We start from the raw sequence: 13,702 nt of genomic DNA, 5'->3' as shown, positions 1-13,702 counted from the left end.
ATTACACATGTGAGCATAGGTTAGGCGGGTGCTAATAAAGTTGCAGCGGTCGTACATGAAGGAACAGTCGTGCATGATCAGTCGCGCCGGCTCAGTAAGGCAAGGTTACGCGATATTCTTGGCCGAGTGTCGTAAAGGTGCCATTTTGGATCATGTCCTCGAAAAAACGGTCAAACCTTTGTCTTAAGGGATCGAATTTCGCCTGCTTCGGAAATGCCATATAACCGTCTTGGACATCGATTATCGGTGTGATTGGGGTAATCGCCTTAGGGATTTTGATTTGGGCGAGCACGGCATCGGTATTGCGGCTGTTTGTGGCGAGTAAATCTAAATCACCCCGAGAGAGGCGTTCTATTCCGCTTTTAATATCGACAAATTCATTGATATTAAAAGATTTAGTTTGTTCATTAAAACGTCGGGCCATAACTCCACCCCTGCATCTTTCCAATCCGTTGACCTTTAATGCTGGCATAGTCGCCATTCCAGACAATTTCATGGCCTACACGGGCATAGAACACCATATTATCGCGGTAAAAGGCTTTCGTCGCAAAAGCCAAGTTTGCTTCACGCTCTGGGGTATCGTAGGGACCAATCAGAATATCCGCTTGGCCACGTTCGACCATAGAAATGGCACGGCGCCAAGGTGTAATCTGATAGTGAATGTTCACACTTTGCTGCTGGGCAAAGCGATTTAAAATATCGACACCTAAGCCAGTATATTCGCCATTGGGTTGTAGTTCGAAAATTTGGCTGAAGCTTGTACCCACGGCCAGCAGGTCTTTGGCCTGCGCAGTCAAGCAAAGGCTGCTGAGCGCCAAAAGGATGACTTGTGCAAAGGCTTTGCTGGGTATCATGGCATTCCTTGTGTGTTATGAATGCGGGAGCTTAAGGCTAGGTATCTCGCAAAAGGTGGCGATACCATGATGAAATTCACTGAGATTAAGGTTAGCAAATTTTACCTTGATTGGGGCGCACGTTAACATTTTTATGTTTTGAGATAAACGTGAGATTAGTGATAATCGTAAGGGTATTAAGCCGTTGATCTTCAATTGATACATCATCCTATCCCTCAGATCGTTTAATGATACCTAAAGGTGTCAATTTGTATCGCTTGCGGGTGAGGATGAGAAATGTATTTTAGTTATGCGTTTAAATCAGTTAAGGCCGAATAAAGGGGATTGGGGTATGCTCTGCCACTAATTGATTGATACGCCAACGCTAGGCGGCCTATTTGAGCGGGATGTTATGAAGCTGCAGGAAATAGATAAAACCTTGTATCGTAAAAACATGAATTTATTCATCGTAATTTTAGTTGTTAGCTTAGTCGTGCTGTCATTGCTTTTGGGTGCAGGGCTGATTGCGCTGTTTGGGGCAACGCCTGTGCCGGGCGAGCCTACAGGTAATTTCCATTTGAATCTCTTAGGGGTGATTTTCAGTCTGGGTCTGTGTAGCGCAGTGATTTACAACTTGAAGGATAAACCTTTCTTCAGCGAAATTTATTATGTGTGGCAATTAAAGCAGCTTCATAATCGTATCTATCGCAAGTTGATTAAGATTAAAGCCGCTGCGGCGCAAAATGATGTGAATGCTTTGATTATACTGCTGTTTTATTACACGAGTTTAAGGCAAGTGTATGAACTCGATGACAATACGTTGACCTTGCCGGCGCTGACTCAAGATCTCAATCGTTTGAATGCACAAATCGAGAGCTTAGGTTTATTGCTATCGCCTGAACAATTTACGCCTGAGCTGCTGACGCGTCCTTTCTGATACTGACAAGGCAAGATGAAGATCGCTCCTCACCTTGCCCTTATTTAGCCCTTATCTTGTCTTTATCGCCCTTACCCCGAATGAGGTCAGCGAGTCCCGCTTAGGCGGCTTGCTGGGCTCTTTGCAGTGTGAGTAACCACTTACCATAGATAAAAATCCCCACCGCTGAGATAGTCCCTATGGCAGCGATGATGTACCACGCCATGCCAATGTTATGGCTGTGGTACAACATCTGGGTGAGATCCTGGGCGCTTTCACCTGTGTAGCTCACCAAGGTAGTAAAGGCCTCACCTTGGGGAATGGCGCTAACCTCAGTGCTGTTCATGCCGCGCTCTAGCAACAAATCCCGCGAAAACAGTTCCTTCGATGCATAAATCTCATAGAGTTTAGGACCAAAGTAGCCTTCTAATCCCCAGCCGATCCCTTGGGGTAACATCACAAAGCCCAAGTACATGGCTTTTTTACCTTCGGGCGCTATGTTGCCCATAAACTCATTTTTCTTCGGGCTAATCATCATTTCGCCAATAGAGAACATAGCAATTGCGAGCACGATAAACCAAGCCGCATGGAAAGCACCGATAAACACAAAGGCCAAAATACTCAGTAAACAACCCATAAACATGGCGGTAGTAATACGGTATTTAGCCGTCAGTGCGGCGACGATAAAGCAGCAGGTCATGATCAGGCCCGCATTAAGGTTGAGCATGCCTTCTGGCATCACTTTAGTGCCTTCGTTATTGAGGCCGAGCCAAAATTGCAGAATGCCGTTACTGGTGCCTTCGCTACCAAATAGGGATGTGACAATTACGCTGGTATCGACCCATTCGGAAATATGGATAGGCAGCACATCGAATAGGGCATTGAACAGGAACCAAAAGCCTGAAAATACCAGCATGTAGTAGATCACAATTGGCTTTTTCAGCTCGCGCCAAGCATCACGCCACAGGGCTTCTTGTTTGACTTCACCCGACTTGATTTGTTTATTACGCTCTAGTCGCTCGGCTTTACCTGGCTCTGTATAAGTCAGTAAAAATAAGAAGTTGAGCGAGATAATCGCGGCGCAGGCGAAAAACACATTGTCCCACGACAATTGGCGCATGTGCACGGCCACTAACGGCCCGAGGAAACCGCCAATGTTGACGACTTGGTAAAAAATGCCCCAAGCCATAGAGGTATTATTGCGATTAGTGGACAGCACTAAGGTGCCTTGAATGCCCGGTTTAAATATCCCAGTACCGATGGCGAGGAGTAATGCGCCAGCAAGAAAGCCCCAAAAACTGGGGAAGAATGCCATCACCAGATAGCCAAAGATTTTAATGATGGTGGAGCCAAAGATGGTTTCTTTGTAGCCGACGCGGTCAGAAATGCCACCGGTGAATACAGGCACAAAAGTTTGCATGATCGCCCAGAGGGAAATAATAATGCCGTAGTCGCTTAGGCTGATCCCAAGCCCGCCCGCAGACTCAGGCGCTTTAGCGTACAGTCCTGCACTGGCTTTGACGCCGTAGTAAGCGATACGCTCGACTAACTCCATCCCGCCGACCAGCCAAAACACATAACCTAAGCTAGTAATGGACGCCCATATACCGAGCTGTTTGACTTCCCGCAGGTCGTTGCCTGCATTTGGACTATTCTGACTCATGTCCTTCCCTTATTATTGTTATTGAATTTATTATTAATTAAGCCATTAATTATCAACATCTTAAATTTTTATAGTTAATAATTTTATCTTACTAAAATACGTGAATAGGCTTGCTTGAGCTAATACTTTACCTAATTCGGCCTTAAACGCCAAAAAAGTAGCAAAAAATGATGAGTTAGCCTACCTCTGTTATTGGACTGTGCTCGGTTTGTCATTTGACTGAAATTGGACTGTTTAGACTTAAGTCATTGTGATGATTAATCTTTGTGGTTACATCTTCATACTTAACTTGCTTTGAGTTACGGCTGATTTTAGGTACAATCCATTGTCGCATTTTTGTTCACCCGATCATTTTTCTAAATAGATACGACTCTTGCCCCTTTTTTTGTGAGAAACGCTAATGACAGCAATAACATCTAATCATGCTCCTGCGGATATGAGCCTGCTCGAGGAGCCGATTGCGAAGCTTTTTTGGCGCTATACCATACCCACCATCGCCTCTATGTTGGTGACGGGCGTCTATGTGACGATTGATGGCATCTTCGTTGGCCACTATTTAGGTGAAACTGGGCTGGCTGGGATGATGTTAGCCTATCCAGTCGGCGCTATTTTGTATGCGATTGGCGCCATGATCGGCATGGGTAGCGCGGCATTAGTGTCGATCAATCTTGGTCAAGGTAATGTGGCTAAGGCCCGTAAATTGCTCGGTAATGCCTTTAGTTTGTGTTTATTGGCGGGAGCCATTTTTGCCCTCATTGGTGGGATATTCTCGCGGGATATTTTGATCGCCCTCGGGGCGCAGGGGGATATTCTCGAAAACGCCAACGAATATCTGTTCTGGTATTTTGCCCTGTGTCATTTCCCCATTATTTCAATGACCTTCACCACATTGCTGCGTAATGATGGTCGGCCATCCATGGTAACTTGGGTGCTGATCTTGGGCGGTGTATTAAATACTTTCTTAGATTGGCTGTTTATTGTGGTCTTCCCCTTTGGTTTAGCGGGCGCTGCGATTGCGACCATGATGTCGCAGGCGGTGACTGGGCTTTTGTGTTTGCAGCATTTTTTCAGTCCTCGGACTCAGTTGAGGATCGACCTTGAGCAGATGAAGCTTAAGCTCGACAATTGCTTGAACATAGCCCGCGTGGGTTTACCCAGCTTTTTGATGAACCTTTATTTGTCGATAGTGTTAACCCTGCACAACACAGCTTTTTTGTGGGTGGGCGGCCCCTTACACGTGGCAGCCTATGGCGTAGTCAGTTACACAGAAGCATTCTTCTATTTGATTTTCGAAGGTATCGCCCTCGGCACGCAGCCTATATATAGCTTTAATGCGGGAGCAGGGCGTTTCGACCGTGTCAAGCAAGCACGCAATATTGCCTTTGGCATGACGCTACTCACCGCAGCCTTGGGCTTAGCATTGATTTATTCTCGCCCTGATTGGTTAGTGTATTTGTTTGCCGGTGATAATCAGAACCTAACGCCCGTGGCGATTGAAGGGATGCGCTGGTATTTCTGGGGCTTGCCGATGGAAGGCTTAATCTTAGTCGGTGCGAGTTTCTTCCAAGCGATTAATTGCTCGAAACAAGCCTCTATGCTGACCGGCGCGAAACTTATCCTGATCGCTGCGATTATCTACTGCTTCGCTTGGATGTTTGGCGTGATTGGTGTGTGGGTATCGCTCGCAACCTGTAGCACTATTCTGACGATATGGATGTTCTACGCCATGAAGCGAGTCGAGGCTCGGCTGCAATAACTCTGTTTTGTTCCAGTCTTGTCTGTGCCTGCTTTTTTGCGTGCGCTGATGATGAGGGAAGAGGGCAAAAGAAGGCAAAATAAGCGGCCAGACAAGCGGGAAGAACAGAACCAGAATAGCGGACATAAGTAGTTAGTTTTCCCTGAGTTTCATAATCAATTTTACAATTGATTTCACCATTAAGTTCACTATTGTTTTCAGTATCGGGGCGATTCATGGCACCGATTGCTATTCAACTGCTATCTTTCTGCGCCAAACATGACTTAGGGCTAGCGTGGGATGATGGCCTCTGATACATTTCGCTGGTTTAATCTGCTATCAAAAATGACGCCTTCAAGCGGGCGGTTTTTTCGAGGTCATAACCCTCAGAAAACCAGCTAGATTCGCTATGAAACTCGGGTCAGTTGATCGTCGATATAACTGGGTATTGAGCCGAATGACTCGCTCGTTGATTTTAGTAATTTATGTTTTATGAGGCCCTTATGCGCACCACTGCAGTCATTTCTATGCTGTTGCTTGGCGTGTTAACCACAGTTAATGCCAGTGCCAAAGAGAATGAGTTAGTGTTTGCCAGCGACTTTGAAGGCAATCGTTTATCTCAACCTTGGTCGTGGATCATGGGTTGTCAATTTGAAGGCGCAGAACCCCACAGTGGTGAAAGTGCGCTGTTATGTGCCGAAGGCAATAGCAGCATAGTCAGCAAGTACCCCATTTCTGAAGCGGGTCTGTTGGAGTTTTGGGTTAAAACCCAAAATACTCAAACCCAGTATCGAATCAATGTATTAACCTCACCAGTATTAAAGCTCGATGCCCAGTGGCAGCATGTTGCCTTAATCGATATCACTCCGGGTGCGAACGAGTATTTAGCACACAGAGTCTCTATCGACGATCCGAGCCGCCAGTATATTCGCCTCGACATTGAGTCCATTAATGGCCCCATCAGTCTGGACGATTTGAGCTTAGATAAAATTCGCCTCGATATGGCCCTGCAAAAAAATGAGCAGAAAATTATCGGCGGGATTTTAGATAAGCTTAAAGCTGACAAGAACTACGAAGTGCAGTCTGAGTCGTTCCGCACCTTAGGTAAAAATTACGCCGCCCAGCTTGAGAGCCAAAGACAATACCTCGAATACTCGAATGCCATCTATTCCAGTATCACCTTTGTGTTGGCAACCTCTGAGCGCAACAAGATGTCTAACCCTATGGGATATAACACCTTTAGGTCGGTGCTATCCGACACTAAACGTGTGGCATCACCTATCCAGCAGGCACGCTTAGGCTCTATGGTGAAACCCTTTGGCGACTTGGCCACAGCGACCTTAAATGTGGTCAGTGCCGGTGCTTATTCCGCCTTTGCCGAACCTTTTAAATCATTCTTGGCCGCGACCTTCGATCGCTCCAACTATGACAACAGCGACTTGAGCCGTAGCGATAAAAAGTTTGCTGAAGAAAATGGCCTGAAAATTTATCAGCAGGCCGAACGCTTTATGTCTGAAATCGAAAAAGAGCTGCAACAAGTCACGGCACTAGACAATGATTTAGTCAGCATGCAGAAGAACTTAGATACGTTTCGTAAGGATCTCGATAAGCATCTACGCGGCTATTTGCAGCATGCCGGCATTGCCCGCACGCCTGAAAACTACAGCCGAGTGATGAGTAAAGACGAGCAAACCCGAGCACTTGTGATAACTGAGGCCAGTGCCAATATCAGCGCCAAAGCCGAAGCTTTATTGGCTTCGAATAGCAATGCTGAACTGGTGCAGTACATGATTAAAACCACTGAAAAAATTGATGAATTTCAAGAATTCAAGGAGCGTTTTAACCAGATCACTTCGGCCATGCTAACCTTCTACGACAAATTTGAGCGCTCAATTGCCACTGAGCAAAACCCCTTCACCGACCCAAGCGATCGTGCCGTATGGGAGCAACACGCCCAAAGCGCCCGTAATTACATTCGCCAGTCGAAGGAAGCGTTCACTAAAGCCTTTATGTAAAGGATTGTTGTAACAACATCGACTGAGCTTTTTTCACCGAAATGGCAGCGCAAATCTTTTTCGCTGCCATTTTTTATATCCTCATTTTGCCAAAGCGCTCGTTTAATAAGCCATTTTAATCTGAGCGTGTTGTGGGTAATCCTAAAGTGCATTATGTTGTCGATCTAGAATAGTTAGTTGTTTGGTTTTATCAGTGATGGAGTTGTTGACATGGAGTTTCAGGCTATCCCAATTATGCGGATTTTTGATGAAGATAAAGCCAAAGAGTTTTATCTTGGTTTTCTTGGCATGGAGTTAGATTGGGAACATCGTTTTGAAGAGGGTTACCCTATTTATATGCAAGTGTCGCTTGGCGATTTTGTTCTACACCTAAGTGAACATTCCGGTGACTGCACGCCTGGCAGTAAGGTTTTCGTGAATGTCAGCAACCTAGATAAACTTTTTACACAAATTACTGCAATGCCATACAAATATAATAAGCCAAGCATTGAAGAGGCAACTTGGGGGGCGAGGTGTTTCACTGTGACAGATCCATTTTCAAATAAGATATTGTTTAATGAATCATCGGATACATAACAAACAAATGTTGTCGCCAGCAAAAAGTGCCGGCTGCAACGTCAACCCGCCGCGCAGCTTTTCGTGCTAAATCTGGGCGTTAAATGTATGCATATCGAACGCACATTTTTCTATTACGAAAGAAGCCGTAAACAACAAGCCAAAGTGCTCGTTTTCAATATGCTATTTTTGCCGCTTATCCTTTGGCTTATTTGGATGTTGATTTCAAAAAATGAGCCTTTTTATGACGAATTCTTGTTTTATATAAAATATATTGTTGTTGGGTCAGAGCTTGTACTATTGTTGCTAGCAGCATGGTTACTTACTCATCCGGCAAAATTTTATATCAAGCTTACAAATTCTGAGTTGAGCTCATTTCATCCTACTTTTAAAGAATGGACGTTCAGCGTCAATCCGCAAGACATTATTGAAATTGAACACAGTACAGATATAGGCGCAAACGCTAGCCTCATTTCAGTGAAAATGAATAATGGTTCATCAGTTTTATTGAGTCCCAACTATCCATATAAGCGAAGCGAACTATACGATGCATTGCGATTGGTTAATCCAAATATAAAAACGCCCAAGAACACTTGGTCGTTCCCTTATAAAAAGTAAAAAATCAATTATTGACTGGCCTAGCTTAAAAATGGGATGTCATGTCCTGCAACTCACTGTAACCTTGCTTATCCAAATCAATCACTGCCCATTTGTTTTATTGGGTGGGCATGTCTTAAATACATCAATTTTTTAATGAGTTAGCTCATTTTCATGCATCAGCTTTAGCCCTTCAACTTTTAATGACTCTAATTTAAGCAATTTTTGCTCGTACAAGTTGTAGACAAACCAAAAGTGCATTATGTTGTTGATCTAAAATGGATGGCCAGATTTTTGCGTTATCCAAGCAGCTCAAATCGCTCACTACGTTTCGCTGATCATTAGAACTTAAGGTCAAATTATGCAAACTGTACGTGGTTTAGAAATAAGCCAAAAAGTATTACTTGGTGAAGAAGCGTTTATCAAATATAAACGTGAAAATAGAAAATGGTACGCAATCTTGTGCATGGCTCTAGTTTCCATTTTTATCATGGTTGCCTTCGCCATTATCAATAAAGAGTTGGAACTTGGGATTTACATAGGAGCCTTACTGTTTGTGTATTGTATTCCTTTAGGTGTATTAGCATCCAAAAATAAAAGTAGCCCTGCCATATGGGTTTTATTTACTTTATTTTTTACACCAGTTTTGGGTTTCGTTTTTTCTCACGCTTTAATGACAAGAAAAGGTTTCAAGCATGAGTGGCTTTAAGCTCTGATGAATACAAAGACACCCAGCGCTTTATAGTGCAGTTGTTAATCTCTGACTATGCTTGGGTTAAGCATTAAACAAGGAGGTTTGTATGCCGCACCCTCGCAGAACTCAGATAAGTGTTGAAGACACTCCCGTCTATTACAGAGGAAGAGGTTTACACTGGCTTACAACACACACCATATCTTAAGTTCGCTCTGCGATGGAGTTCATAGACTTCACAACCTAACAATGGCTCAGTTCTATTAAGAACTGCGCCAAAACGTTCAAAGTAGTCTTCATTAACCTGTTTTGCACTAATAAGTGGTACTTCAATACTGACATCTACACGACCTTTACGTATCAACGCTGGGTCAAGATTATCAGGATGATTTGTGGTCATTATTACAAGGCAGTCATCAAGAGGAATGATTCCGTCTAACGCGTTTAGAACGCCACCTAAAGTGAGTGGTGGGTTATCTGCATTGCTTTCAGCAGTTCGTGACACTGTAGCCTTTACACAGTCACAGTCCTCGATTAACAACATAGCTCCGGGCGGTACTTTTCTAATAGCCTTATGAATAGTGGCATCATTTACAGTCGATAGATTCAATATGTATAGATCGCGATGATACTCAACAGCTAAGGCTCTCGCTATACCCGTCTTACCTGTACCCGTTTTTCCATGTAACAGTATGGTTAACTTACTTACAACCGATTCCCCCCTACTTGCGAAGTTATCAACTTCCCCCATCAACTCCTGCTTAAACCCTTCATCTAGCACTAATTCACTAAAACCCGATGATTTCAATATGCCATAGCGACACCATTCGGTTTCTTCGAAAATATTAACTTTTGGCTCAGTAGAGATGTCTCCACGAGTATCTTCTAAAAAACTATGTAGTTTATCTTTTGCCCACCAGGGTGCACTTACAGTAATAGTATCGTATGCCATAGTACTATCGACCTTAGTACGGGTCGCCAACATGAAACAACCAGCGTATTTAAACAGGTGCATACCGTAGCCAATAGACTTAACACTGACACGCCCGTCGTAACTCGCACTATAGTCAAAGTACACAGCCTCAGAGATAGAGCGTGAAAAAAACGGAATAGTAGTATTACTGATCAAAAAGGACAGTTTATTGAATACCTCTGTGCGCGCCTGATGGCTATCGTCGATAGTGAGCCGCAAAAACAGTAGGCTACTGAGCCCACTTAACAGCTTCGCGGGGACATCTTTTAGCATGTAGCCTACTAGCCCAATTAACGTAAATGTTAATACTCCAACAATGACAGCCGTCAACAAAAGATCGCCATTGGTGAGCGCCTTTATTTGTAGTAATACCTCGTTCATTTACCCACCTTTACTATAAATGCCTAATGGAGATAGTCGAGAATACGACCAGCCGCGTCGAGGAGACTCGCAAGGTATCCTCAGCATTGTGCTATCGCACCTGGTTAAAGCGACTTGATAAAGATCCTCTACTTATCACTAACGATTGCTTTAGGCTGCGGGGCTCATCAATGAGCTGGACAGCGCGGCCTTGCATCCACTGATTGACTTGCACAGCATCCGTGTTTAACAGCCCGTTCGCCATCTGATGCTAACGTTTAAATAAGAAAGCCGCCAAAAAAGGTCGGCTTTCGTGTTTCGATTGTCCCGTAACCTTTGTGTTTTCTTGGTTACATTAAATCTTGAGGTATCAGAGCAAATACACGTTCAAGCTGCAGGCGCCGTGAGCACCGACGACGAGGGCTTGTTCGATATCGGCGGTTTTTGAGGGACCCGCGATAAACACCCCGAACTCACCTGAGGCTAGCGTGATTTCTTTTGCCGCTTGATGCATGTTTGGCACAATTTTATCGGTTGGCAGGGCTAAGATCAGGTTTTCACAGATAAAAGGTGTCACTCTGTGGCCTAGATTCTTATTGTTCACCCAGATGGCGCCGTTTTCGGCAACGCCAATTTCACCTGGAATGACCGCATAATCTATGTCTTTTAGCTCATGGGCGGTGGGGGGAACTTCGCGGTTTGCCGTTACGCCATCAACTAAAGAGATCACCTGCAACCCTTGGGCGATGAGTTCATCGACTTTGGCTTGTAGGGCTTGGACGCCACCATCTTTATGCAGCGTACCCGCGACCGTATTGAGGTTAGTCTCAAACTGGCCTACGAGGTTTTCGAGCCTTGGCGTCACATCTATGCTTGGCATAGGATGATTTGTTAAGGCCGACAGTTTGAGCGCATTGAGAATTTCAAGTTTACTAGACATCTTATAGGCTCCTGTGTTTCTTAAACCAAGCTTCGAAGCTGGAGTTCGGGGCGACGGGCAGTTCACGGTATTTACCCCATGCACCGCTAAAGGGTTTTAACAGACTACCCGGTAGAATGCGCAGTGCAGTTCTCGCCACACTCATAGAGCAGTTCAGCATGGTTTCGCTTGCCATAAATTTACCCACTAATGGCATGTAACTGTTTTTACCATAGGGGAGTTTTCCTGCTTTGGCCTTAAGGCGTCTGTGGTGGAAAATAATCTTATCGAGCGGCACTTTAGTCGGGCAGATATAGGTACAGCTGCCACACAAGGTACAAGCCCAAGCAATCGAGTTAGTGTCATCAATCTTAGCGCCCACTGCGATGCCAATTGGGCCCGGAATGGTGTAGTTGTAGCTGTAACCGCCAGAGCGACGATACACAGGACAGGTATTGAGGCAACCACCACAACGGATACACTTCAATGATTCTGCAAGGATTTTATCCTTAAGCATCTCAGTGCGGCCGTTGTCGACGATAATAATATGCATCTCACCTTCGGGCTGTGGGCCACGGTAAAAGGCGCTGTAAGTCGTAACAGGTTGGCCAGTGGCGTTGCGCGCCAGAGTGCGTAGCAAGACGGCTGCGCTATCGATATCGGGCACCACTTTGTCGATGCCCATTGAATGCAACTGCAGCTTAGGCAGGTTAGCGCCCATGTCGGCGTTGCCTTCGTTGGTGCAAACCACCACGGCGCCTTTATCGGCAATCGCCATGTTCACGCCTGTCATCGCGGCATCGGCAGTAAGGAATTTTTCTCGTAAATGTGCGCGGGCGGCACGGGTTAAATACAAGGGATCGGCTGCCCCTGCTTTAGTGCCGAGTTTCTCATGGAAGAGGTCGCCAACTTCTTCTTTTTTCATGTGAATAGCGGGAACTACTATGTGTGATGGCGGCATTTTGGCGAGCTGAATAATCCGCTCGCCCAAGTCAGTATCTATGACTTCAATACCACGTTGTTCTAAGTACGGATTGAGGTGACATTCCTCGGTCAGCATTGACTTAGACTTCACTAATTTTTTGACATTATGGCGCGATAAAATGTCATGGACGATACGATTATGTTCGGCGCCATCTTTTGCCCAATGGACTTGTATTCCGTTGGCGATACAGTTTTGCTCAAAGGTTTCGAGGTATTGGGCAAGATTTGTGAGCGTATGAAGCTTAATTTCTGAGCCTAGCTGACGCAGCTGTTCCCACTCAGGGATACTACCCGCAGCGCGGTCGCGTTTTTCTCTGAGCATCCACAGCGCTTTTGAATGCCAGTCGACACGGGTTTCGTCGCGGCAGAAAATATCGGCTTTATGGGCATGGACCTGTGAGCCTTGACTAGCATCGTGATTATGATTGTAAGCCATGGTGAGTCTCCTAAAGCGCGGCGTTCAGCACTTGCGCTATGTGGCGAATTTCAATCGGCAATTGCTGTCTGCGGATCATGCCATCGAGGTGCAACAGGCATGAAGGATCAAAACCTACGACATACTCTGCACCCGTTGCCGCGTGGGCTTGGGCCTTGTCTTTGCCCATTTTGGCTGACACTGCGCCCTCATCGACGGCGAACGTACCGCCAAAGCCACAGCATTCGTCACGGCGGTCGGGATAGACTATGTCTATACCCGCAATATTGGCGAGCACGGCTTCGACTTTGTTAAATCTTGGCCCCATCTGCTCGCTTGGTGTCGCAAGGCTTAACATGCGAATACCATGGCAACTCAGTTGCAGGCTTACCTTGTGCGCGAAGGGCTTGGTAAAGGCGGGGATCGGCGCGATATCGTGTAAAAACTCCGTGAGTTCATAGAGCTTGTTGATCACAGCTTGGGCTTCAGGGCTGCTATCAAACTCGTGGAAGTTTTCTTTGGCGGCCACTAAGCAAGAGGCGGCTGGGCAAACAATAGCGTCGCATTCCACTCCCTTAAAGGCGTTGAGCAATTTAAGGGTGGTACTGCGCGCTGCATCGAAGCAACCTGAGTTTGTCATCGGCTGGCCACAGCATGTTTGACCCGCAGGTAGAATCACTTGGTGCCCAAGTTTCTCTAATAATTCCAAGGTGGCAATAGCAACCTCTGGCATCATTTGATTGACTAGACACGGGATGAAAAGGGCGATTTTCATTGTGTTTTCTCTTTCTTGTTAGTGAACTACATTGCCTTGCATTGTGCCCCCAAAGTCCACACAAATGCTAAGGTAGTTGATCAAATATAGGCCTATCTAAAGTAAATAAGTAGCCCTAATTTAGTAAATGAGCCTGTAGATTTTTGCAAAAATGAGAATATTTTAAGTTTATGATTTTAATTGTTTTATTGTGGTTTGATTTTGTAATTTAACTACAAGTTGAAGCGTGTCGACCGATAAATGAGAATAGTTGTCTTCTAAAGAAAAACGG

Annotated in this window: 11 protein-coding genes and 1 pseudogene; 6 read left to right on the top strand and 6 right to left on the bottom strand. The window is 45.2% G+C overall.

Features of this window, described 5'->3' with window-relative positions:
• Positions 1 to 91: 91 nt before the first annotated feature.
• Positions 92 to 854, bottom strand: a pseudogene (locus Q4Q57_RS05275) (substrate-binding periplasmic protein).
• A 391-nt stretch (positions 855 to 1,245) separates the two neighbouring features.
• Between Q4Q57_RS05275 and Q4Q57_RS05270 the strand changes: the two are divergent.
• A complete protein-coding gene (locus Q4Q57_RS05270) occupies positions 1,246 to 1,770 on the top strand; it encodes a DUF3087 family protein (protein WP_011846271.1) in 525 nt (174 codons plus the stop codon).
• Positions 1,771 to 1,870: 100 nt separating this feature from the next.
• Here the strand turns inward: Q4Q57_RS05270 and Q4Q57_RS05265 are convergent, their stop codons facing one another.
• Positions 1,871 to 3,412 (bottom strand): MFS transporter, encoded by a 1,542-nt coding sequence (locus Q4Q57_RS05265; RefSeq protein WP_311890068.1) that lies wholly within the window; start codon positions 3,410 to 3,412, stop codon positions 1,871 to 1,873.
• 400 nt (positions 3,413 to 3,812) lie between these two features.
• On the opposite strand from Q4Q57_RS05265, the gene Q4Q57_RS05260 reads away from it, so the two are divergent.
• The 5 genes from Q4Q57_RS05260 (at position 3,813) to Q4Q57_RS05240 (ending at position 9,023) form a co-directional block, all read left to right on the top strand.
• On the top strand, positions 3,813 to 5,168 hold the full coding sequence (locus Q4Q57_RS05260) for an MATE family efflux transporter (RefSeq protein WP_311890067.1): 1,356 nt from the start codon (positions 3,813 to 3,815) through the stop codon (positions 5,166 to 5,168).
• A 482-nt stretch (positions 5,169 to 5,650) separates the two neighbouring features.
• Positions 5,651 to 7,162, top strand: a complete 1,512-nt coding sequence (locus Q4Q57_RS05255) for a hypothetical protein (RefSeq protein WP_006085141.1) — start codon at positions 5,651 to 5,653, stop codon at positions 7,160 to 7,162.
• 210 nt (positions 7,163 to 7,372) lie between these two features.
• Complete coding sequence (locus tag Q4Q57_RS05250) at positions 7,373 to 7,738, top strand: glyoxalase superfamily protein (protein ID WP_006085142.1); 366 nt, start codon at positions 7,373 to 7,375, stop codon at positions 7,736 to 7,738.
• Between the two features lie 87 nt (positions 7,739 to 7,825).
• Positions 7,826 to 8,335 (top strand): hypothetical protein, encoded by a 510-nt coding sequence (locus Q4Q57_RS05245; protein ID WP_071939135.1) that lies wholly within the window; start codon positions 7,826 to 7,828, stop codon positions 8,333 to 8,335.
• Positions 8,336 to 8,675: 340 nt separating this feature from the next.
• On the top strand, positions 8,676 to 9,023 hold the full coding sequence (locus tag Q4Q57_RS05240; RefSeq protein ID WP_063882654.1) for a hypothetical protein: 348 nt from the start codon (positions 8,676 to 8,678) through the stop codon (positions 9,021 to 9,023).
• A 157-nt stretch (positions 9,024 to 9,180) separates the two neighbouring features.
• On the opposite strand, the gene Q4Q57_RS05235 is transcribed toward Q4Q57_RS05240, so the two are convergent.
• From Q4Q57_RS05235 to Q4Q57_RS05220, 4 genes are all read right to left on the bottom strand, one after another.
• Positions 9,181 to 10,359, bottom strand: coding sequence for an AAA family ATPase (locus Q4Q57_RS05235; RefSeq protein ID WP_311890066.1), 1,179 nt, complete (start codon positions 10,357 to 10,359; stop codon positions 9,181 to 9,183).
• Between the two features lie 349 nt (positions 10,360 to 10,708).
• Positions 10,709 to 11,278 (bottom strand): LUD domain-containing protein, encoded by a 570-nt coding sequence (locus Q4Q57_RS05230; RefSeq protein ID WP_311890065.1) that lies wholly within the window; start codon positions 11,276 to 11,278, stop codon positions 10,709 to 10,711.
• A gap of 1 nt (position 11,279) precedes the next feature.
• Positions 11,280 to 12,677 (bottom strand): lactate utilization protein B, encoded by a 1,398-nt coding sequence (locus Q4Q57_RS05225; RefSeq protein WP_311890064.1) that lies wholly within the window; start codon positions 12,675 to 12,677, stop codon positions 11,280 to 11,282.
• Positions 12,678 to 12,687: 10 nt separating this feature from the next.
• Complete coding sequence (locus tag Q4Q57_RS05220; protein ID WP_006085148.1) at positions 12,688 to 13,431, bottom strand: (Fe-S)-binding protein; 744 nt, start codon at positions 13,429 to 13,431, stop codon at positions 12,688 to 12,690.
• Positions 13,432 to 13,702 lie beyond the last annotated feature (271 nt).

Source organism: Shewanella sp. SP2S2-6, assembly GCF_031931965.1.
GTDB lineage: Bacteria > Pseudomonadota > Gammaproteobacteria > Enterobacterales > Shewanellaceae > Shewanella > Shewanella baltica.
This window is presented reverse-complemented; position numbering and strand designations above follow the sequence as displayed.